Origin of the sequence: Rhodococcus sp. DK176 (assembly GCF_038447315.2) — a bacterium.
Lineage (GTDB): Bacteria > Actinomycetota > Actinomycetes > Mycobacteriales > Mycobacteriaceae > Rhodococcus_F > Rhodococcus_F jostii_A.
Genome location: NZ_CP118321.2, coordinates 2,221,284 through 2,240,700, shown reverse-complemented (window position 1 = coordinate 2,240,700; position 19,417 = coordinate 2,221,284). Strand labels below are relative to the sequence as shown.

Sequence of the window (19,417 nt, the reverse complement as noted above, 5' to 3'; positions counted from 1 at the left end):
CGTGGGCGGCGAGGTGCACCGGTGTCGTGTCCTGGTGATCGGGACGGGATTTTCCGGTCTGGGCACGGCCATCCAACTCCGCAAGCGGGGACGCGACGACTTCATCCTGCTGGAGAAGGCGCGGGAGGTCGGCGGCACCTGGCGGGAGAACACGTACCCGGGTTGTGCGTGTGACGTGCCCTCGCACCTGTACTCGTTCTCGTTCGAGCCGAACCCGGACTGGACGCGGATGTGGTCGGGACAGGAGGAGATCTTCGACTATCTGCGCGGCCTGGCCGACAAGTACGATCTGCGGCGCAACATTCATTTCGGCCGCACGATGACGGGCGGGCACTGGGACGCCGAACGGCGACGGTGGCACGTCCACACCGAGTCGGGCGACGAGTACGTCGCCCAGTTCGTCGTGTCCGGGATCGGCGCCCTCCACATCCCGAACGTCCCGGATCTGCCCGGCGCCGACACCTTCGAGGGAACGGAGTTCCACTCGGCGCGGTGGAACCACGGCTACGACCTGCGGGGCAAGAAAGTCGCGGTGATCGGTACGGGCGCCAGCGCCGTCCAGTTCGTTCCCGAGATCGTGGGCGACGTCGCCGAGCTGCACCTGTATCAGCGGACGCCGCCCTGGGTGATACCCGGCCTGAACTTCGGCATTCCGCCGGAGGCGCGGCGCCTCTTCGGCCGGGTCCCGCTGGCCCGTCGAATGGTGCGTGCCGCGGTCTACTGGACCTACGAATCGCTCGCGCTCGGGTTCAACGGGCACTCCCGCCTGATGCGGCCGATCGAGAGCGTGGCGCGCAAGAACCTGAACAGGACCGTCGCCGACCCCGAACTCCGCAGGAAGCTGACCCCGTCCTATCGCATCGGTTGCAAGCGGATCCTGGGGTCGGACGTGTACTACCCGGCGCTGATCTCACCGAAGACGGTCGTGATCACCGAGGGCATCGCGGAGGTGCGCCCGCACAGCATCGTCGCGGGCGACGGGGCGGAGCGGGTGGTGGACGCGATCATCTACGCCACCGGATTCCACGTCACCGACGGTTTCGACAATGTCGAGCTCACCGGGGTCGGGGGCCGGCGCCTCGCCGACGAATGGGAGGAACACGGGATCCGCACCCACCTCGGTATCACCGTCGCGGGTTTCCCCAACGCGTTCTTCCTCTTCGGCCCCAACACCGGGCTCGGTCACAATTCGGTGGTCTTCATGATCGAGTCGCAGATTCGTTATGCACTGGAACTGATGGATCTCGTCGACCGGCGCGGCGCCGATTCCGCGGCCGTCCGGCCCGCGGTGCAGAGCGGCTTCAACGCCGACATCCAACGGAAACTGGCAAGGGGCGTGTGGTCCACCGGCGGGTGCGTGAGCTGGTACTTGGACTCGCACGGCGTCAACCGCACTATCTGGCCGGGTTCGACCGTGCGCTACTGGCAACGGACGCGGTCGGTCGAACCGGCGGACTTCGAGTTCACACCCGGCTGAACGGCGGGGGCGTCACTCCGTCGACGAGATGGCTTCCCCAGAGGTCCACCCCGGTGATCCGGGCGGTGGCCGTGCCATCCGGGCCCGTGATCTGCAGCTCGGTGCCCGCGGACAGGTCGGCATCGGCGCCGAGGACGTCGGTCAGGGTGCGGACGCGGCCGTGCCAGACGTACCGACCGCTGATGGGTTCGAAGTTTCCCGCCAACTGGACCTGCACGGTCACGGCGGGACGGTCGCCGACGACGACGTCGGCGGGGCCGCGGTAGCCCTCTTCTTCCTCGTGTTCGTTCACACAGGCAAGTTTACCTGTAACTGCTAGTTACACAAGAAACGTTCGGCGCTAGTCGGCCTCGGCCGCAGGCGGGCGCAGCGGGTGCGGGATCGCGTTGAATCGCGCGGGCGAGCCGTTGACGGCGGCGATACCGGTGACGCCACCCCAAGTCATCATCGTCAGGTAGTTGATCAGATCCTCGACCGACATGGACCGGTTGGAGATCCACCAGTGCGTCGCCAACTGCACACCGCCGACGATTCCGTACGCCCAGGGGACGGCGCCGCCGGAGTCCATCTCCATCTGCCGCAGCCGCTCGCCGAGAACGGTGGAGAGCACCTCCGCGATCATCCGTTCCGAGTCCGCGACCGTTTCGCGGCCCGGGCCGGAGCCGTTGGCCATGATGTACAGGTAGACGTCGGGATCCGATGCCACCGTCTCGACGTACGCCGTGATGGTGGCGCGGGTGAGCTCGAAGTCGTCGAGGTCTCCGCCGATCGCCTCGTAGATCCGCGGGGCGAGCGTGGTTTCCACGTAGCGCGCCATGGTCGCGTTCGTCAGATCGCTCTTGTCCGCGAAATATCGGTACAGCACCGTCTTGGAGACACCGATCTCGGAGGCGATCTCGTCCATGCCGATGTCCCGTCCACGCAGGCGGATGGCGGCGATCGTTCCGTCGACGAGTTCTTCTCGGCGTGCGATCTTGTGCTCACGCCAGCGGCGCTTGCGCCCATCGGGCTTTGCTGCCTTGTCCAGCTTCGTCATCGACTCGGTCACCTGCTCAGGATCCTTCACGCCGTCGTTCGCCACTGACTCTCTTCACATCCGTTTCGTGTCACGATCTCCTGTCAGCTTAGTGCTCGGGTCTTGTCGCCCGGCACAACGCCGCCTGTGCGGGCGCGGCTCCGGCGGCTGGGCTGCCGCCTCCGTGCCGACCTTGGGCACAATGGCGTCTGTGGACCAATTGAGCCTTTCCGCCTTCGACGACGACGCGAAGCGCCGCGATCTCCGCAAGATGAAGGCTGTCGCGACGGGCTTCCTCGTGTTCGCCACCGTGGTCTACCTCGTGTGCAGGTGGCAGGAATCGCGGGGCGCGGGGGCGTGGGTCGGCTACGTGCGGGCCGCGTCGGAGGCAGGCATGGTCGGTGCGCTGGCCGACTGGTTCGCGGTGACGGCCCTGTTCCGGCATCCGCTGGGGTTGCCGATCCCGCACACCGCGATCATCAAGCGCAAGAAGGACCAGCTGGGGGCGAGCCTCGGCAACTTCGTCGGCCAGAACTTCCTCGCCCCCGAGGTGGTGTCCGCCAAGGTCGAGGCCGCGGAGATCCCGCTGCGGCTGGGCAGGTGGATGGCGCAGCCCAAGCACGCCGCGCGCGTCGCTGCCGAGACGGCCACCATCCTGCGCGGCTTCGTCGAGATCCTGCGCGACGAGGACGTGCAGCAGATCATCGACAGCACGCTGGTGCGCAGGCTGGCCGAGCCCCAGTGGGGGCCGCCGATCGGGCGTGTGCTCGGCGAACTCCTGCGCGAGAACCGGCAGCTGCCGATCCTGGATCTGCTCGCCGAGCGGGCGCACCAGTGGGCGCTCGGGAGTCAGGAGACCATCGACCGGATCGTGAGCCGCGATTCGCCCGCCTGGTCGCCCAAGTTCGTCGACGCCATGCTCGGCGAGAAGATCCACCGCGAGCTCGTCGAATTCACCTGGAAGGTGCGATCCAACCCGGAGCACGAGGTGCGGCAGGCGGCCAACCGCTTCCTCGTCGACTTCGCCGACGACCTGCAGAACGACCCCGCGACCATGGAGAAGGCCGAGAAGATCAAGGCCGAGATCATGGGGCGCGAGGAGGTGACCGGTCTCGCCGCGGCGACGTGGACGGTCGCCAAGCGCCTGATCATGGAATCCGTCGACGACCCGAACAGCACGCTGCGCACGAAGGTCGCGGAGAACGTCGTGCGCTTCGGCGAGCGGCTGCGCGACGACCACGAGCTGAGGGTCAAGGTCGACGGGTGGGTGCTCGCCGGCACGCGCTACGTCGTGGTCCATTACACCGACGAGATCACCGCGATCATCTCCGACACCGTCGAGCGCTGGGACGCCGAGGAGGCGTCCAAGAAGATCGAGCTGCAGGTGGGACGGGACCTCCAGTTCATCCGCATCAACGGCACCGTCGTCGGGTCGATCGCGGGTCTGCTGATCTACACGTTCTCGACGTTGCTGTTCGGCTGACAATCGCCTCGACGGAGGGTCCGCTAGCTGGGTGCTAACAGAGTGCTTGCAATTGCTAGCACCCTGCTTTAGGCTTGGTTCTGCCCAGCAACACGGAGGACTGATGGCAAGCGATGATCGCGACGCAGCCGGTGCAGGAGATCTGGCAGCTCGCGTAGTCAGCAACGCCGCTCACGACATCGGAGGTTTCATTCGTGCCCAGCGCGAAGCAGCTCAGGTGTCGATGCGGCAGCTGGCGCAGCTGGCCGGTGTCAGTAATCCGTATCTGAGTCAGATCGAGCGTGGGTTGCGCAAGCCCTCGGCCGAGGTGCTTGGGCAGATAGCCAAGGGTCTCCGGGTGTCTTCGGAGGTCCTGTACGTCCAGGCGGGTTACCTCGAGCAGCGGCCACACGGTCCCCTCCGTGACGCTCTGCTCGCGGATACGGCCATTACCGAGCGGCAGAAGCAAGTGCTGCTCGAGATCTACGAGTCGTTCTGTCGTGAGAACGAATCGGCGGAAGCGGCCGAATCCCGGACGTCCGAGCTTCGGACAGAAGAACACCAGCGTTCTGATTCCCAGACGCCGGAACCAGAACCCCCCACCGTTGAACAGGAGAAAGCCGATGACTGACCAGAAGACCATCGACAGCGTCAAGACCTCGCTGTACGCGGCCGTAGGCGCCGGAGACGTCGTCGTGCAGGCCGTGGCCGACGTCGTCGCCCAGGTCCGCTCGCGCGCCGAGTCCACCCAGGGTGACGTCGAAGAGCGTGTCGGCGGCGCCAAGGAGCGCATCGCCGGACTCCAGGAAGAGGTCACCGAGGGTGTCGAGAACCTTCGCGACCGCCTCGCCGGACTGCCGTCCGAGCTGCCCGAGGAGCTTGCCGAGCTGCGTGAGAAGTTCACCGCCGACGAGCTGCGCAAGGTTGCCGAGGCCTACCTGAAGGTCGCCTCCGACCTGTACACGTCGCTCGCCGAGCGCGGCGAGGACACCGTCGAGCGCATCCGCAAGCAGCCGGTCGTCGAGGAGGGCATCGGCCGCGCCGAGACCGCCTTCGGTGACGCCGTCGAGCTGACCGAGGAAGCTCTCGGCACCGTTGCACGCCAGACGCGCGCCGTCGGCGAGCAGGCCGCAAAGCTCGCGGGCCGCGCTTCGGGTCGCATCTCCGACACCGCCGAGGGACTCGGCGAGGCCATCGCCGACGCCGGCGACGAGGCTGCCCTGAAGGTTCTCGACCTGGGCGACCAGGCCGAGGAAGCGTCGAAGGACGCTGCCGATCGCGTCACCGCCACCGCGGCCGACGTCCAGGCTCGCGCCGACAAGGCTGCCCCGGCCAAGCACGCCGCTCCCGCGAAGAAGGCTGCTCCGGCCAAGGCTGCGGCAACCCCGGCCCCGGCCCCGGCCAAGAAGGCCGCCGCTCCGGCCAAGAAGGCTGCTCCGGCCAAGAAGGCTTGATCCTTCACGCTTTTCGGCCCCCGCACGTTCGGTGCGGGGGCCGTTTGCGTGTCGACCTCGTAGGATGGGGCTGTGATTCAAGTTGACGGCGTCGTCTCGGTGATCTTGTTGGTGATTCGTATCGTCGCCCTGGGCGGTGCTGCCTACGCACTGTTCCACGCGGCTCGCCAGCGCAAGGACGCGTTCACCGCCGTGGACAAGTTGAGCAAGCCGATCTGGCTGAGCATTCTCGCCGTCGCATTCCTCGTCCTCCTGCTGTTCCCTGCCGTCCAGTTGTTCGGCATCGTCGCGGTCGTCGCGGTGTGCGTTTATCTCGTGGACGTACGCCCGCGCGTCGACGACGTGCAGCGCGGGCCTCGCTGGTAGCCGCTCCCACCCCATGGGTATGTGAAGACGTGGACCTCTCGCGGCCAAACGATGACAATGGGCATTGTGACAATGCTATTGTGGTTACACGGCTACCGAGGAGCTGACATGTCCGTCGTCCACACACGTGACTCAGCGAGCGATGCCCACCCGGCCGCGGGACTCGTCGGCGGCCCGTCCCGGCTGCTGCTCCGACGGGCGCACATCGTCTGATGAAGGAATACCGGATCGACGACCTCGCACGCGAGGCGCGGGTGAGCGTGCGGAACGTGCGCGTCTACCAGGACCGCGGACTGCTCCCGCCGCCACGGAAGCAGGGGCGCACCGGGTGGTACAACGAATCGCACCTCGCCCGCCTGCACCTGATCGGGCGCATGCTCGATCGCGGCTACACGTTCGCCACCATCAGCGAACTCCTCACGGCTGCGCACTACGGACTCCAGGTCAAGGACGTTCTGGAGACCGACGACCCGGGCAGCCGGTGGAAGAAGCGCAGGCGAGCGGCCCGCCTCACGATCGCCGAGCTGAAACGCATGTTCGGTGCGCAGACCACCGAGGCCAACATCGCCAAGGGCACCGAACTCGGTGTGCTCGTTCCCGCCGGGGACGACTACTCGGTGAACGATCCGCGACTGGTCGAGGCGGCGCAGGTCCTCGTCGACGCCGGCATCCCGCTCGCGGCCGTCCTCGAACAGACCGCGGCGGTGCGACGAGACCTCTCGGACGTCGCCGCGCGGTTCGTCGCCGTCGTCGCGGACCGCTACCTCGCCGCCGAGGGCGAGCCGCTCGAACTCGACGAGGCGAAGGTCTCGGAGATCGCGCGGCTCGTCGACCAGATGCGTCCCCTCGCACACGACGCCGTCCAGTCGCTGTTCGAAGAGGCGATGGAGGAACAGATCTCCAAGGCACTCGAACGGGCGGCCCGGCAACTCGGTGAGACACCGGGCCCGGCGACGAGCACAGACACCAACAGAGCAAGTTAGACAGGACAGGGGCAGGAATGACCAGCAGTTCGCGCACCATCGCCTTCCGGGCACTCGCCGGCGCAGCCGGAGTGGGCGCCGTCGTCGCCGCGGCAACGGCGATCCGCCACAAGCGCGCCACCCGCGGGTTGACGTTGTCGACCGAGGTCGCGCCGAACGAGCTGCTGCGCACCCCGAACCTGCGCCCGGACGTGACGGAGATCCTCACCGACGACGGAGCGACGCTGTACGTCCGCGCCTACGGTCCGGTGGACGGCGATCCCATCGTGCTGAGCCATGGCTGGACCTGTTCCACCGAATACTGGTACCCGCAGGTGAACGCGCTGGCGGACGAGTACCGGGTCATCACCTACGACCAGCGTGGGCACGGCCGCAGCACGGTCGGCTCGCTCCCGCTCGGCCCGGACGTCCTCGCCGACGACCTGTCGGAGGTGTTGAAGGCGACGGTGCGTGACGACAAGAAGGCCGTGCTCGTCGGTCACAGCATGGGTGGCATGAGCATCATGGCGTGGGCAGGCCGGCACCCCGACGAGGTGAAGAAGTACGCGTCGGCAGTTCTGCTCGCCAGCACCGCCTGCGATCGGCTCATCGCCGAGACCACCGTCATCCCGCTGCCGAACCGTTTTCCGCGCGTGCCGGTTCCAGTCGGCCGTGCCGTCCTGAGCACCCCGGTTCCGTTGGTGTCGTCGCCGGTGATGACGCGCGCACTCCAGTACGTGTCGATGTCACCGAACGCCTCCCGCGCCGAAGTCCAGTTCTGCGAGAACATCGTCCGGGACTGCAAGCCGCGCATCCGCGGCGGCTGGGGCGCCGCGCTCAGCGGCCTCGACATCCACGAGGCTCTCGACAACCTCGACGTCCCGACCACGGTGCTCGTCGGCTCCATGGACCGACTGACCCCGCCGGTCCACGCCCGCAAGCTCGCTCGCGTCCTGGACGAGGCCGGTCACCTCGAGCGGCTCATCGTCCTGCCCGGCGTCGGCCACATGAGTTCCGTCGAGAGCATCGACGAGTTCGACAAGGAGATCGTCCGGCTCCGCAATCTCTGATCCGACAGTTTCATACGGATTGTTCAGGCTCACACGCAATAGCCTGTGAGCCTGAACAATTCGTCGCAATCTACTGGTTGGCGACCACACCGAAGCGGCGCAGCGACAGCGCCGGGTTCTTGGCGCGGACCTCTGCGATGCGCTCGGGGGAGACGGTGCCGATCGCGATCCCGACCCGTTCACCGAGGGACGCGATCACCACCCCCATGGGATCCACGATCATCGACGCACCCGAACCGGCCGGGGCGCTCTGATCGGCCGCGGCGACGTAGATGGTGTTCTCGATGGCCCGGGCGCGGACGAGCGTGGTCCAGTGGTCTTCCTTGAGCGGGCCGGGCACCCACTCGGCGGGCAGGACCAGGACGTCCGCGCCCGTGTCGACGATGCGCCGGGTGACCTCCGGGAACCGCAGGTCGTAACACGTCTGCATGCCGAAGGTGACACCGTCGACGGTGAACGTCTCGGGTTCGCCGATCGAGCCGGCCTGCACGAAGTCCGACTCCTTGTAACCGAATGCGTCGTACAGGTGCAGCTTCCGATACGCGGCGGCGATACTGCCGTCGGGGGCGACCGCGACGAGGGTGTTGAAGATGCGGCGCTCGCCCGGGATCGCTTCGTTGATCCCCGCGACGAGGGTCAGCCGGTGCCGGGCGGCGATCTCGCGGAGCCCGGTGACGAACTCGCCGTCGAGGGATTCCGCGGAGTCCACGAACCGCTCGTCCATCGTCGGGACCGTGAACATCGCGTATTCGGGTGCTGCAAGTACCCGGGCGCCGCCTGCCGCCGCCTCCTCGGCGAACTTCGCGATCCGGCCGAGGTTGTCCTGCTTGTCCGAACCCGGTGCGAATTGTGCGATTGCGATGTCGACCATGTCAGTGCCTTTCCGAAGTGACGGGTGCGGGCATCCGTTCGATCTTGCCGAGCACCACGGTGTAACAGAAGATTCCGCCGATCAAGACCGCTCCGGTCGCGAGGAAGGCCCCCGCGAACGAGCCCGTGGAGTCGACCACCATGCCGGTCACGATGGGCGCCGCGATCCCGAGGAGATTGGCGACGAAGTTGACTATTCCGCCGAGCGATCCGGTGTACCCCTGCGGGGCGATCAGGGCGACGATGCTGGAACCGGCGGGAACGGACACGGCCAGTCCGGCTGCGCCGATCGACAGGAAGATCAGCGCGACGGCGATCGATCCCGCGTACGCTGCGCCCGTCACCGCGAGGGACGCGAGCAGGCTGACCACCAGCACGGTTCGGCGTACCTTGGTGACGTCGCCGGTCCGAGCCAGCCATCGGTCCATCAGGATGCCCGCGATGAGGAACTGCGCGATGACGGCGACGAGCCACGGAATCATCGTGTAGATGCCGCCCTTGAGCAGGTTCACCCCGAACTGCTTCTCCAGATAGGCCGGCAGCCAGGTGAGCAGGACGTAATAGGCGTAGGTGTACGACGCGTAGCCGAGCGCCAGGCCCCATGTCTTGCGCCGGCGCAGCAGGTAACCCAGTCCGTTGAGCGACCCGGCCGTCTCGGCGTCTTCGTCCTCCGCGCCGCCGGCCCGGATGAAGTCGAACTCCGCCTGGCTGAGGCGGCCCTTGGCTAGGGCCTGTTTCGGGGTGAGGTAGAGCAGCCACCACACGGCCAGGTAACCGACGGACAGGATGCCGGTGAAGATGAACGCCGCGTGCCAGCTGAACGTGGTGACGAGGAATGCCATGATCGGGATGCCGATCACGTTGGAGATCTTCGCGCACCCGTCGAAGATGGCCGTGGCGGTGCCACGCTCCTGCCGGGGGAACCACTGACCGATGGCCTTCCAGCCCGCGGGCACGGTCGGCGCCTCGCCGACGCCGAGGACCAGACGGGCGACGAGCAGCATGCCGAGACCACCCGCGGCGGCGGACGCGAACGAGGCGACCGCCCACAGGAACGCCGCCGCCCGGTTGACCCACCGGACGCCGATCTTGTCGATGAACGATCCGATCGGCATCTGGAGCATCGCGTACGTCCAGAGGAATGCCGAGGACACCATGCCCATCTGCGACGCACTGATCTCGAAGTCGCGCATGATCTCCGGGGCGGCGATCGAGAGGTTGACGCGGTCGATGTAGTTGACGAACATTCCGACGCCGAGAACGCCGGCGATGGTCCACCGGGCACGGCCCACCTTGGGGTGGGCCGCCGCTTCTGCGCTGTCGGGGGATACCGGTCCCGACGTCTGGGTCGTCATCGTGACTCCCTGATCTGCTTGATCTGCTCGAACGGTGCCGCAAATCCTGCGGCGAGTGCGCCGTGCTGCATGATCAGCGCCATCTGGTCGGCCCCGTGCTGCACCGCGAACTCCTTCTCTTCGACGCTCCATGCCGGGAGCACCCAGGGCTTGCCCGCCTCGGCGGCGGCCGTGGCCACCGCGGCGAGGTCGGTGAAGTCACCCTCTTCGCGTGAGTATGCCCCGCGTTCGCGGCGGAGGGAGAGGTCGGACGGTCCGACGAACACGCCGTCGACGGTGTCGAGTGCCAGCATCTCGGCGATGTTCTCGATCGCTCCGGCGTCCTCGATCATCGGGTAGCACCGGGTGAACGTGTCCTGCTCCGTGACCCACTCGTCGGTGAAACCGCCGTAGTTGGTGGTGCGGCCGCCCGCGAAACTCCGGTCGCCGAGTGGCGGGAATTTCGCGAATGCCGTGACTTCCTTTGCGTGAGCGGCATTCTCGATGTGGGGGATGACGACAGCCGTCGCGCCGAAGTCCAGCGCCTGCTGGATGGGCCCGCGTTCGGGTCCGAGCACCTTGGCCAGGACCTCCATGCCGAGGCTGCGCAGGAACGGGATGAACCGTTCGAGATCTGCGAGGTCGAAGGATCCGTGCTCGATGTCGAGGACCACGGCGCCGTAGCCGATGCCGCGCGCGATCTCCGCTGCGGCGAAGCTCGGGTCGGACAGCCAGATCGCGTAACGCCGATCGGCGGGGGTGCTGTACATGCTGGTGGTCTCCTTTTTCGGGGGTCACTTGCCGGAAGCGGGTGGCTCTCGGCGGTCACCGCGCTGTGACCGCTCCCACATCCGCTCTGTATATGTCATGTATACACAGAGAATACTTGGTGTGTCCATAGCTTGTATGATCAATTTGTTACGAGTCCGTCAATCCGATGGACCGTTCGACGAAGGGATCGAGATGTCGGCATCGACGCTCGCCGGGCCCGCCGGTGAATCCGGACCGGCACGAGATCGGGTCTACGTCTGGCTGCGGGACGAGATCATCCGCGGGTCCATCGAAGGCGGCCGATTCCTCGACGAGCTCTGGGTCTCCGGGACGATGGGAGTCTCACGCACCCCGGTGCGAGAAGCGTTTCACCGGCTCGCCGCCGAACGGTTCATCACGCTGCTTCCGCGCAAAGGTGCACAGGTGCGCACGGTCACCGGTCGCGAACTCGAAGAGGTCTACCAGACCCGGCTGCTGATCGAAGGCCATGCGGTGTCCACCCTGTGCGCGCGGGGAGTCGGCGCACCCGCGCACATGGTCGATCTGATCGAGCCGATGGAAGCCGCGGGCCGCGAACAGGACTGGTTCGCGGTGTCCGGCCTCGACCGCGAATTCCACCTGGCCATGGTCAGCGCAGCGCAGAACTCGGTGCTCACCGAACTCTACGATTCGCTGCGGTCGCGGCAGCAACGCGTCGCCGTCCGCGCGCTGAACGTCGGACCCCAGCGGCTCGACACCATCAACGCGCAGCACCGGGCGCTCGTCGCCGCACTCGACGCCGTCGACGCCGACCAGGCGCTGGAGATTCTCACCGCCCACCTGCGGCCAGTCCCGGAGGTGCTGGCGTTGCTGCCGTCCCAGTAGCGGGACGACGAATCTAGCTGAACACCACCGTCTTACGGCCGTGGACGAGGACGCGGTCCTCGAGATGCCAGCGCAGACCGCGGGACAGCACGAGCTTTTCGATGTCGCGACCCTGCCGGACCATGTCCGCGACCTCGTCGGCGTGGTCGACGCGGATCACGTCCTGCTCGATGATGGGGCCCGCGTCGAGTTCGGCCGTCACATAGTGGCAGGTGGCGCCGATCAGCTTCACACCGCGGGCGAATGCCTGGTGGTACGGGCGGGCGCCGACGAAGGACGGCAGGAAGCTGTGGTGGATGTTGATCGCCCGGCCGGCCCAGTGCTCGCACAGTGCCGAGGGCAGCACCTGCATGAAACGCGCCAGCACGACGGCATCGGGGTCGTGGGCGTCGACCAGTTCACGCACCTGCTCGAACGCGGGTCCGCGTTCGGCGGGATCCTTCGGGAACGGGACGTGATGGAAGTCGATGCCGTGCTGCCTGGTGACGGTTTCCAGGTCGCGGTGGTTGCCGATCACTGCACAGATGTCGGCGGGCAACTCGCCTCCGGCCGCGCGCCCGAGCAGGTCGTGGAGGCAGTGCGCCTCCTTGCTCACCAACAGCACCACCCGCTTGCGCTCACCGGTGTCGGACACGGTCCATTCGGTCTCGGGGCCGAGTTCGGCGGCGACGGCCGCGAAGCGCTCCCGGAGTTCCTCGATCGACATGTCGACCGAGGATGCGCGCACAGCCTGCCGGGTGAAGAACCAGCCGGTGTCGGCGTCGGCGTGGTACGCCGCCTCGACGATCCAGCCGCCGACCTCGGCGAGGAACGTCGAGATCCGGGCGACGATGCCGGTGCGGTCGGGGCAGCCGAGAGAAAGAACGTACCGGTGGTCCTCGGTCGAAGCAGCGCTCATGGGCAACAGTCTTTCAGGTCGGGCTCCGGCCGTTCACCACGGCGGTGCCGACGAGGGTGCCGGCGTCGATGTCGTGAATCGCGCGTTCGGTGAGCAGCTGCAGGAGATCGAGACGAATCTGCTCGACCGTCCCGGCATCGAACGGGGCGAGCGCGCGACGGAAGTTCCCACCCAGGACGAGGTCCCAGGCGAACTCGGGGGTGGCGGGAATGATGTTGGACAGCTCCCGGACCTCGGTCGAGTGCGCGCCCAGCTCGCCCAGCCACTGGTGGAGCGCGTCCGGGGTGTCGATGCGTTCGAGTGGATCGAACGGCGACCCGGCCGGTTCGGGCTCGGGTTCCCGGTGCCGGGCCACGGCGTCCTGGAACGCGCTCGCGAAGTCGCGCAACGCGCCCCGCCGCCACACCGTGATCCCGACCTTGCCGCCCGGCCGGACGAGGCCGGCGAGCCGGGTGAACGCGGCATCCATGTGGGGCAGGAAGAACACGCCGTACGAGCAGGCGAGCGCGTCGTAACCCGCCTCCGGGACGGTGCTCGGCGGCTCCCAGGTGGTGGCGTCCGCGCAGACGAACTCGATGTTCTGCAATCCGCGCTCCGACGCCTTCACCCGCCCCTGCTCGAGCAGTTCGTCGGCCAGGTCGACGCCGTGGACGAGGCCCGACGGACCCACGGCGGTGGCTGCGGGGAGCGCCGAAGACCCTGCGCCGCAGCACACGTCGAGGACGGCGTCGCCGGGACGCAGCCCGAGCTGGAAGGCGAGTGACTGCCCGGCCGGCGTCCACACGGCCGTCGTCAGCCGGTCGAACTCCAGCCGCGCCTCGTCGAAGATCGATCCCGGATCACTCATACGGCGATGCTAGGCCGTGCCGCAAGCCCTGGAAGCCATTGTGCGAAGCTCACAGGTATGTCCGACGTTGCACTGACCCGCTCCCAGGTGGCCGACCTCGTCGACCACACGCTCCTCAAGCCCGAGGCCACCACCGACGACGTGACGGCGCTGATTGCCGAGGCGCGCTCGCTCGGTGTGCTCGCCGTCTGCGTGTCGCCGTCGATGCTGCCGGTCAAGGCGCCGGGTCTGGTGACTGCGGCGGTGGTCGGGTTCCCGTCGGGCAAGCACCACTCGCTGGTCAAGGGGGCCGAGGCCCGGCTCGCCGTGGACCAGGGCGCGCAGGAGATCGACATGGTGATCGACATCGGGGCCGCCGTGGCCGGCGACTTCAACGCGGTGCTGGCCGACGTCCTCACCGTCCGCGAGGCAGTCGGCGACCACACGGTCCTGAAGGTGATCCTCGAGACCGCCGCGCTCAGCGACGAGGCGATCGTGGAAGCGTGCCGGGCCGCCGAGCGGGCCGGGGCGAACTTCGTGAAGACGTCCACCGGATTCCATCCTGCCGGGGGAGCGACCGTGGAGGCGGTGCGGCTGATGGCGCAGACCGTCGGCGGGCGGATCGGCGTGAAGGCGAGCGGCGGGATCCGCACCGCACAGGCCGCGCTCGACATGATCGCGGCCGGTGCGACGCGGCTGGGACTGTCGGGTACCCGTGCCGTCCTGGACGGGCTGCCCGACTGACCCGACGGTCGATCAGACCAGGAGGCCGCAGCTGCTCTGCTGTTCCTGCTGCTGTTGCTGGCTGCCGGCGGCAGGCATCGTGTAGGCGCCACCCTCGAGGGTGATCTCGATGGCGTCGTCGGTGACCTTCAACGACGTCGGCTGCATGCCCAGCGGGTAGGTCTGCAGGCTCGAGGTCAGGGTCTGGACGACCCCGTCCACCAGGTCGGTGGGAAGACCGAAACCGAGGATCTCCGCACCCACCGTCTCCACCTTCACGGTCCCGTTCACGACCTCCGGTTTGACGGTCAGGTCCGCGAGCCCGGCCGGGCCGACGGAGAACCTCAGGGTTCCCGCGCTCGAATCGGCGGTGACACCGCTGATGAGCGAGCCGAACGCCTGCTGCTGCAGCGTCGCGAGGATTCCCGCGGTGGACCAGGTGATGTCCGCGTCGGAACTGCCGATGGTGCCGCTGCTGTCCGCGGTGTTCTCGATCCGGATGTCGTTGACCTGAGCGTGGACCTGCATTCCCTGGGCGGGGCCGAACTTGGTGTCGTCGCTGTCGATGGTGATGTACGGGACGTTCTTGTCGACCGACTGGAGCAGGACCGGCTTCCAGCTCAGGCCCACGTCCACCTGCGAGCCGAGTTGGCTCTCGAACTGGTCTGCCATGCAGGTCTTCACTCTGTTGCGCACGTAGAGTTCGCCGCCGACGAGGACGGCCACGAGCGCGGCGATGACGACAAGAGAGATGACGAGCACACGGTTACTTCGGGGTGCGGAGTTCGTTCGGGCTGCCATTGCAGCGATTCTTCCCGACAACTCTGAACAAATTCTGTGAATGCGCCCGCGGCGGGTCGCCGAGATCCGCAGAAATTGTGATGCGTGCCACAAACGCCCAGTAATCTAGGGGAATGTCCGGATGGTTGGCTCCACGTCCCGGTGACCCGGAGCGCGAAGGTGTCGGTGAAGAGCTGACACGCGTCGCGACGGCTCAGGCGGGTTTTTTCACCACTGCGCAAGTGCTGCGCCTCGGTTTCGCCTCCGACGAGATCGATGAGCGCGTCGCCGACGGCTCGTGGGTCAAGGTCGAGCGAGATCTGTTCCGCTTGAACGATTGCCCGCACTCCGATCTCGAGGAGTTCGCGAAGTGGTGCACCTGGTTCGGTGCCGCCGCCGCGGTCTCCCACCAGAGTGCCGCCGAACTTCACGGCCTCGGGCACCTGTACCCGCGGTTCATCCACCTCTCGACGGTGCTGTCACCGCCTTCGCCGACGCAGCAGCTGGCGCTGCACCGGCGTTCGCTCCGCCCGGAGGACTGCGAGCAGGTCGGCCCCCTGCGCATCACCACGCCGCTGTGCACGGCACTCGACCTCGCGGCGAGCGGCATCTCGCAGGAACTGCTCGACGAGGTGGTCGCCGACGGCGTTGCGATCGGGCGGCTGAATGCGCGCGCATTGCACGGGGAGTGCGGATCCCTGCCGGCGCAGGTGGCGCAGCGCGTCGAACACGCACTGGCCACCTGCACCTGACGGATCACCGCTCCGGGATCAAAACGGCCACTCGCCGTTCCGGGTGCCCTCCAGGAGCGGGATCATCGAGAATCCCGCGTCCGACAGTCCGCCGAACGTGTGGCGGTTCGCGGACCCCGTCGGCCCGTGTCCGTGGCGGTAGCCCGCCACGTTCCACGTGTACACGGGGACGTCGGCCGGGACGTGCCGCGTCGGATCGCCCCACGCCGCCTGCTCGTCGGTGACGATGACGACGCGATCGTGGTCGCGGTAGTGCTTGCGCACCGCCGACGCCGTGTCCGTGCCGCCCAGATCCCCGAAACTGTCGACGACCCGCAGCACCGGCTGGTGCTTGAACGGCACGAACCGGCTGTCCGAGCCGAACTCGACCAGGTTGGCCCGCTCGGCGCGCGCCGCCAGTACGGTGCCGAACACCGCGGCCGCGTCCGCCCGCGTCAGTTCCGACCGCGCCGAGACGCGGCTGTAGAACATCGATCCGGACCGGTCGACGAGCACCAGGGTGCGGCCGGGCAGCGAGGGGACCGCCGACAGCGAAGCCCCGAGTGCACGCTCGAGTGCATGTCCCCACCGCAGGCTCGGCGCGTTCCGGTAGGCCGCGAGGAACCGCATCGGGAGCTGCCGCGACTTCGCGACCTCCCCCGGATCAGCGATCCGGGCCGCTACCTGTTCCGCGACGTGGTCGGGGATCCCGGCCTCGTCGAAGTTCCTCAGGTTGCGAAGAAGCGCCATGTATCCCATGGACGGGATCACCGCCTGCCACGCCGCCGCATCCATCGGTCCCTGCAGCCAGCCGGCGAGCGACTCCCACGTCATGCCGGCCGCGGACAGCCGCTCCGGAGTCCGGAGGACGGCACGCCGGTCCTCCGGCGGGAGTGCCGCCAGCGCCGCCCGTTCCGTGAGCATCCGCAGGCCGATGGGGATCGTGTTCTCGTGTCCCTGCCGGCGGTCGATCGCGTGCCGGAACAGCTCGCCCTGCCACGTCGCCGACGGCGAGGCGTGGGTGAGCTCGAGGACGTCGCCGAAGCGGACGTCCCTCGAGTCGGAATCCCACTTCAGCAGTGAGCGTTCCGAGTACAGGCGGACAGCGGCGTCGGCGACACCGCGCTTGACCGGCTTCGGGATCGAACGACCGTGGTGCGCAATCCAGTAGGCGAGGATCTCACCCGGCTCGTCGGCCCGCTCCAGCGCCGACGAGATCACGGCGCGGTTGCCGCCGTGCAGACCGGCGCCCAGCCGGGCCCGGACGAACTCGGCCGCGGCCACCACCGACGCCGAACGCAGATGTGCGTCGCGGCGCAGCCACCCGATCAGTCGGGCGGTCCACTCCGGGTCCGACAGCGTGACCTCGTGGACGAGCTGGACGAACCGGCCGTCGCGGTCCGGAGCCGACTCGTAGAACGTGTGCTCACCCACCATGTTGGTGACGGCGAGGAGGAACAGCTCGCTCTTCGCGTCGCGGGCGTAGCCGCTGCCGCCCTCGAACGTGCGGCCGGCCGGTTGCGTTTCCGACGTGACGGGGCTCTGTACCTTGGTGCGGCGCAGCGTCTTCAGGTTGAACTTGCTCATGGGTGTTCCTCCTTCCGGGAGGTGTCGGTGCTCGTGGAGTGCGCGCCACCCGAGATCGAGGCGACGACGGGGTGCGGAGTCGAACCGCGTGCTTGCGCACTTCGCCAGAGAAGTATCCGTCGTCTACGCACCGGGTGGCGCGCACGCATGTCGTGCCGAGTTCGGAGTCGGCGGAGGCACGGACGCGCTCTACCACTGAGCTACAGGGACCTGCGTCCCTGACCGGATTCGAACCGGCGACCACGCGATCCACAGTCGAAGTAGCCCTCGCCTGCGCACCGGCACAACATGTTTCGTGACGTGACTCTACGGCGCGCTGTGGGGGATGTCGCGTGAATTAATTCGTGCCGGAACCGGGCGCCACCAGGTGCCACGGAACGGTGAGGATGTTGTCGCGGAGCCGGCGGCGCTGGGGTTGCACGGGAAGTCCCTGCGCGCGCAGCAGTTCGAGGGCGGCCCGCCACCGCACCCGCGGTCCGAACGAGCCGTGCGGCGCCGCGGTGGCCCACGCACGATCCGCTGCCGCGAGGAGGGCGTGGACCGGTTCACCCGGGACGTTGCGATGGATCAGCGCCTTGGGTAGCCGTTCGGCGATGTCCGACGGCTTCTCCACGGCGAACGGATCCCACGCCAGCGTCAGCGACAGCGGGCGGGTGGCGTCGAGCAGCACCCACGCGCAGCGGCGGCCCAACTCGTCACATGTGCCGTCGACGATCAGCCCGCCCGGTGCGAGCCCGGACTGCATCCGCGCCCAGGCAGGCCCGACCGCATCCTCGGGATACTGCCGAAGCACGTTGAACGCGCGGACCAGGACGGGTCGCAGTCCGGAGAGCTCGAACCCGCCGCGGGCGAAACTCACTCCGTTCCTGCTCTCGACCACACGCTCGGGATCGATCTCGAGCCCGACCACCCGGCGGTCGCCGCGCACGGCGGTCAACCGGTCGGCGAGCTCGAACGTGGTGTGCGGCCGTGCGCCGTACCCGAGGTCGACGACGAGCGGGTCGGCGGACGCGTGCAGCGTGCGGCGCACCAGCGCGTCGTGGACGAGCCAGCGGTCGCTGCGTCGCAGCCGATTGATGCCTGTCGTACCCCGGGTGATGACACCGTGAGGCCGCTTCAGCGTCGCTGAAGTCATGGGAAATCCGTGCGGTGGTTGCTAGTGCTGCGACAACCACGTTTCGGTGATCTCGGCCTCGGCGCGGAAGAGGTCGATCAGGTTGACGAGCATTAGCTGTTCGAGCTTCCCGCCGATGAACGGCAGATACACCTTGGCCTCGGACGAGGTGCGGAACGTGCAGCCCGTCTCGGTGGCGAACAGTTTCATGGTGCCCGTGAGGCTGCCCGGGCCTGCGGGGATCGACGCCTCGTACGTGCCCGTGGTCGGCTCACCGAAGGGCGTGTACGACTCCTTGCGCGTGATGACCATGTCCTTCTTCATCACGGTCTGCGCGATCTCGGGAAGTTCCGACCGCGGCAGGATGTGGTGCAGGACGATGTCGATCCCGTCGTCGTTCACCTCGAAGTGCTCGATGTGATTCTCGGAGTACTTCCGCATCTCCTCGATGCGCGCATCCCAGTAGTCACGGTTGGTGAACGCGTTGTACACCTCTTTCGGGGTGTGCTTGTAGCGGGCTGAGTAGTCGATGCGGCGAGCCATGATCGCCAAGGTTACCGGCTGTGACGGAACGCAATGGACACCCGCCCCAGGTCAGCCCTGGAGCCACTGCTCCGTGAACTCCTGCTCCTTCGCGATCAGCCGGAGGACCTCGTCCGCGATCGCGCTCTCGATCTTGCCGCCGATCAGGGGGATCCTGACGTCGGCCTTGCCTTCGACCTGCACTTTCGACCGGGAACCGTCCTCTGTCAGCGTCTGGGTCCCGGAGATCGTCGCAGGCGCACCCACGACCTCGGCCGTGAACGTGCCCTCGGCGTGATCGCCGTCGAGCGTGCCCCACGTCTCCGTGCGCTTGATCACGAGATCGCCGGAACGGACCTTCGAGACGATGCTGGGCAGGTGCTCGGCGGGGATCGACTGCGACATGGCCACCGAGATGGTGCCGGGGCCGGTCGTGACCTCGTCCAGGGTTGCCCCCGGTCCTCCCACCCGGTCGAGACGGTCGCGCCAGTACTGCTCGGTGATCAGGCCCGCATGGACCTGGGCGACGGGAAACGCATAGGACGACGAATGCTCGATGCGGCGACTCACGATCCGCAGGCTACCGTTTGC

General features: G+C 67.7%; 22 protein-coding genes. 10 read left to right on the top strand and 12 right to left on the bottom strand.

Annotation, left to right across the window (positions count from 1 at the left end):
* The first annotated feature begins 1 nt into the window (after nucleotide 1).
* Nucleotides 2-1,477, top strand: a complete 1,476-nt coding sequence (locus tag PSR88_RS10665) for a flavin-containing monooxygenase (protein WP_016882736.1) — start codon at nucleotides 2-4, stop codon at nucleotides 1,475-1,477.
* On the opposite strand, the gene PSR88_RS10660 is transcribed toward PSR88_RS10665, so the two are convergent.
* The gene (locus tag PSR88_RS10660; RefSeq protein WP_009474783.1) at nucleotides 1,464-1,769 is read right to left on the bottom strand and encodes a DUF4873 domain-containing protein; all 306 of its coding nucleotides are present in this window, start codon (nucleotides 1,767-1,769) and stop codon (nucleotides 1,464-1,466) included. The genes PSR88_RS10665 and PSR88_RS10660 overlap by 14 nt on opposite strands.
* A gap of 48 nt (nucleotides 1,770-1,817) precedes the next feature.
* Nucleotides 1,818-2,513 carry a TetR/AcrR family transcriptional regulator gene (locus PSR88_RS10655; protein ID WP_011594936.1) on the bottom strand — a complete coding sequence of 232 codons (696 nt, stop codon included), beginning with the start codon at nucleotides 2,511-2,513 and terminating at the stop codon, nucleotides 1,818-1,820.
* A gap of 190 nt (nucleotides 2,514-2,703) precedes the next feature.
* Here PSR88_RS10655 and PSR88_RS10650 point away from each other — a divergent pair, with 190 nt between their 5' ends.
* The 6 genes from PSR88_RS10650 to PSR88_RS10625 all read left to right on the top strand — a co-directional run bounded on the left by PSR88_RS10650 (nucleotide 2,704) and on the right by PSR88_RS10625 (nucleotide 7,806).
* Nucleotides 2,704-3,975 (top strand): DUF445 domain-containing protein, encoded by a 1,272-nt coding sequence (locus PSR88_RS10650; protein WP_009474781.1) that lies wholly within the window; start codon nucleotides 2,704-2,706, stop codon nucleotides 3,973-3,975.
* Between the two features lie 103 nt (nucleotides 3,976-4,078).
* Nucleotides 4,079-4,585: a helix-turn-helix domain-containing protein gene (locus PSR88_RS10645; RefSeq protein WP_005261063.1), complete on the top strand. Its 507-nt coding sequence runs from the start codon at nucleotides 4,079-4,081 to the stop codon at nucleotides 4,583-4,585.
* Entirely contained in the window at nucleotides 4,578-5,408 is an 831-nt protein-coding gene (gene tadA, locus PSR88_RS10640; RefSeq protein ID WP_005261062.1) for a major lipid droplet protein TadA, read from the top strand. The genes PSR88_RS10645 and tadA overlap by 8 nt, the downstream gene beginning before the upstream one ends.
* 72 nt (nucleotides 5,409-5,480) lie before the next feature.
* Nucleotides 5,481-5,774 carry a DUF2516 family protein gene (locus PSR88_RS10635; protein WP_005251878.1) on the top strand — a complete coding sequence of 98 codons (294 nt, stop codon included), beginning with the start codon at nucleotides 5,481-5,483 and terminating at the stop codon, nucleotides 5,772-5,774.
* A gap of 212 nt (nucleotides 5,775-5,986) precedes the next feature.
* Nucleotides 5,987-6,757 carry a MerR family transcriptional regulator gene (locus PSR88_RS10630; RefSeq protein WP_016882738.1) on the top strand — a complete coding sequence of 257 codons (771 nt, stop codon included), beginning with the start codon at nucleotides 5,987-5,989 and terminating at the stop codon, nucleotides 6,755-6,757.
* 17 nt (nucleotides 6,758-6,774) lie between these two features.
* On the top strand, nucleotides 6,775-7,806 hold the full coding sequence (locus PSR88_RS10625) for an alpha/beta fold hydrolase (protein WP_016882739.1): 1,032 nt from the start codon (nucleotides 6,775-6,777) through the stop codon (nucleotides 7,804-7,806).
* A 70-nt stretch (nucleotides 7,807-7,876) separates the two neighbouring features.
* Here PSR88_RS10625 and PSR88_RS10620 read toward each other — a convergent pair whose 3' ends face one another.
* The 3 genes from PSR88_RS10620 to PSR88_RS10610 are packed head-to-tail and all read right to left on the bottom strand — an operon-like array spanning nucleotide 7,877 to nucleotide 10,780.
* Nucleotides 7,877-8,677, bottom strand: coding sequence for a carbon-nitrogen hydrolase family protein (locus tag PSR88_RS10620; protein ID WP_016882740.1), 801 nt, complete (start codon nucleotides 8,675-8,677; stop codon nucleotides 7,877-7,879).
* Between the two features lies 1 nt (nucleotide 8,678).
* Entirely contained in the window at nucleotides 8,679-10,031 is a 1,353-nt protein-coding gene (locus PSR88_RS10615; protein WP_009474777.1) for an MFS transporter, read from the bottom strand.
* Entirely contained in the window at nucleotides 10,028-10,780 is a 753-nt protein-coding gene (locus PSR88_RS10610; RefSeq protein ID WP_016882741.1) for an HpcH/HpaI aldolase family protein, read from the bottom strand. The genes PSR88_RS10615 and PSR88_RS10610 overlap by 4 nt, the downstream gene beginning before the upstream one ends.
* Nucleotides 10,781-10,973: 193 nt before the next feature.
* Between PSR88_RS10610 and PSR88_RS10605 the strand changes: the two genes are divergently transcribed.
* Nucleotides 10,974-11,645, top strand: a complete 672-nt coding sequence (locus PSR88_RS10605) for a GntR family transcriptional regulator (protein WP_016882742.1) — start codon at nucleotides 10,974-10,976, stop codon at nucleotides 11,643-11,645.
* 13 nt (nucleotides 11,646-11,658) lie between these two features.
* Here the strand turns inward: PSR88_RS10605 and purU are convergent, their stop codons facing one another.
* Both purU and PSR88_RS10595 read right to left on the bottom strand, forming a co-directional pair.
* Nucleotides 11,659-12,543, bottom strand: coding sequence for a formyltetrahydrofolate deformylase (gene purU / locus PSR88_RS10600; protein WP_007301369.1), 885 nt, complete (start codon nucleotides 12,541-12,543; stop codon nucleotides 11,659-11,661).
* A 13-nt stretch (nucleotides 12,544-12,556) separates the two neighbouring features.
* Nucleotides 12,557-13,390, bottom strand: coding sequence for a class I SAM-dependent methyltransferase (locus tag PSR88_RS10595; protein WP_009474773.1), 834 nt, complete (start codon nucleotides 13,388-13,390; stop codon nucleotides 12,557-12,559).
* 57 nt (nucleotides 13,391-13,447) lie between these two features.
* Between PSR88_RS10595 and deoC the strand changes: the two genes are divergently transcribed.
* Nucleotides 13,448-14,113, top strand: a complete 666-nt coding sequence (gene deoC, locus PSR88_RS10590; RefSeq protein ID WP_009474772.1) for a deoxyribose-phosphate aldolase — start codon at nucleotides 13,448-13,450, stop codon at nucleotides 14,111-14,113.
* A 12-nt stretch (nucleotides 14,114-14,125) separates the two neighbouring features.
* On the opposite strand, the gene PSR88_RS10585 is transcribed toward deoC, so the two are convergent.
* On the bottom strand, nucleotides 14,126-14,893 hold the full coding sequence (locus PSR88_RS10585) for a DUF2993 domain-containing protein (protein ID WP_016882743.1): 768 nt from the start codon (nucleotides 14,891-14,893) through the stop codon (nucleotides 14,126-14,128).
* A 113-nt stretch (nucleotides 14,894-15,006) separates the two neighbouring features.
* Between PSR88_RS10585 and PSR88_RS10580 the strand changes: the two genes are divergently transcribed.
* A complete protein-coding gene (locus PSR88_RS10580; RefSeq protein WP_016882744.1) occupies nucleotides 15,007-15,624 on the top strand; it encodes a hypothetical protein in 618 nt (205 codons plus the stop codon).
* An 18-nt stretch (nucleotides 15,625-15,642) separates the two neighbouring features.
* Here the strand turns inward: PSR88_RS10580 and PSR88_RS10575 are convergent, their stop codons facing one another.
* From PSR88_RS10575 to PSR88_RS10560, 4 genes are all read right to left on the bottom strand, one after another.
* On the bottom strand, nucleotides 15,643-17,190 hold the full coding sequence (locus PSR88_RS10575) for a TROVE domain-containing protein (protein WP_016882745.1): 1,548 nt from the start codon (nucleotides 17,188-17,190) through the stop codon (nucleotides 15,643-15,645).
* 337 nt (nucleotides 17,191-17,527) lie between these two features.
* Entirely contained in the window at nucleotides 17,528-18,325 is a 798-nt protein-coding gene (locus PSR88_RS10570) for a hypothetical protein (RefSeq protein ID WP_009474768.1), read from the bottom strand.
* 21 nt (nucleotides 18,326-18,346) lie between these two features.
* Nucleotides 18,347-18,847, bottom strand: a complete 501-nt coding sequence (locus PSR88_RS10565; protein ID WP_011594926.1) for a DUF2505 domain-containing protein — start codon at nucleotides 18,845-18,847, stop codon at nucleotides 18,347-18,349.
* Between the two features lie 51 nt (nucleotides 18,848-18,898).
* Entirely contained in the window at nucleotides 18,899-19,396 is a 498-nt protein-coding gene (locus PSR88_RS10560) for a DUF2505 domain-containing protein (RefSeq protein WP_029539314.1), read from the bottom strand.
* Nucleotides 19,397-19,417 lie beyond the last annotated feature (21 nt).

What these genes read in the sequence shown, in the direction of transcription:
- PSR88_RS10620 (WP_016882740.1), bottom strand. Translation starts at nt 8,677, where the DNA reads ATGGTCGACATCGCAATCGCACAATTCGCACCGGGTTCGGACAAGCAG.
- purU (WP_007301369.1), bottom strand. Translation starts at nt 12,543, where the DNA reads ATGAGCGCTGCTTCGACCGAGGACCACCGGTACGTTCTTTCTCTCGGC.
- PSR88_RS10655 (WP_011594936.1), bottom strand. Translation starts at nt 2,513, where the DNA reads ATGACGAAGCTGGACAAGGCAGCAAAGCCCGATGGGCGCAAGCGCCGC.
- PSR88_RS10565 (WP_011594926.1), bottom strand. Translation starts at nt 18,847, where the DNA reads ATGGCTCGCCGCATCGACTACTCAGCCCGCTACAAGCACACCCCGAAA.
- tadA (WP_005261062.1), top strand. Translation starts at nt 4,578, where the DNA reads ATGACTGACCAGAAGACCATCGACAGCGTCAAGACCTCGCTGTACGCG.
- PSR88_RS10645 (WP_005261063.1), top strand. Translation starts at nt 4,079, where the DNA reads ATGGCAAGCGATGATCGCGACGCAGCCGGTGCAGGAGATCTGGCAGCT.
- PSR88_RS10575 (WP_016882745.1), bottom strand. Translation starts at nt 17,190, where the DNA reads ATGAGCAAGTTCAACCTGAAGACGCTGCGCCGCACCAAGGTACAGAGC.
- PSR88_RS10615 (WP_009474777.1), bottom strand. Translation starts at nt 10,031, where the DNA reads ATGACGACCCAGACGTCGGGACCGGTATCCCCCGACAGCGCAGAAGCG.
- PSR88_RS10625 (WP_016882739.1), top strand. Translation starts at nt 6,775, where the DNA reads ATGACCAGCAGTTCGCGCACCATCGCCTTCCGGGCACTCGCCGGCGCA.
- PSR88_RS10610 (WP_016882741.1), bottom strand. Translation starts at nt 10,780, where the DNA reads ATGTACAGCACCCCCGCCGATCGGCGTTACGCGATCTGGCTGTCCGAC.
- PSR88_RS10570 (WP_009474768.1), bottom strand. Translation starts at nt 18,325, where the DNA reads ATGACTTCAGCGACGCTGAAGCGGCCTCACGGTGTCATCACCCGGGGT.
- PSR88_RS10580 (WP_016882744.1), top strand. Translation starts at nt 15,007, where the DNA reads ATGTCCGGATGGTTGGCTCCACGTCCCGGTGACCCGGAGCGCGAAGGT.
- PSR88_RS10605 (WP_016882742.1), top strand. Translation starts at nt 10,974, where the DNA reads ATGTCGGCATCGACGCTCGCCGGGCCCGCCGGTGAATCCGGACCGGCA.
- PSR88_RS10585 (WP_016882743.1), bottom strand. Translation starts at nt 14,893, where the DNA reads ATGGCAGCCCGAACGAACTCCGCACCCCGAAGTAACCGTGTGCTCGTC.
- PSR88_RS10595 (WP_009474773.1), bottom strand. Translation starts at nt 13,390, where the DNA reads ATGAGTGATCCGGGATCGATCTTCGACGAGGCGCGGCTGGAGTTCGAC.
- PSR88_RS10630 (WP_016882738.1), top strand. Translation starts at nt 5,987, where the DNA reads ATGAAGGAATACCGGATCGACGACCTCGCACGCGAGGCGCGGGTGAGC.
- deoC (WP_009474772.1), top strand. Translation starts at nt 13,448, where the DNA reads ATGTCCGACGTTGCACTGACCCGCTCCCAGGTGGCCGACCTCGTCGAC.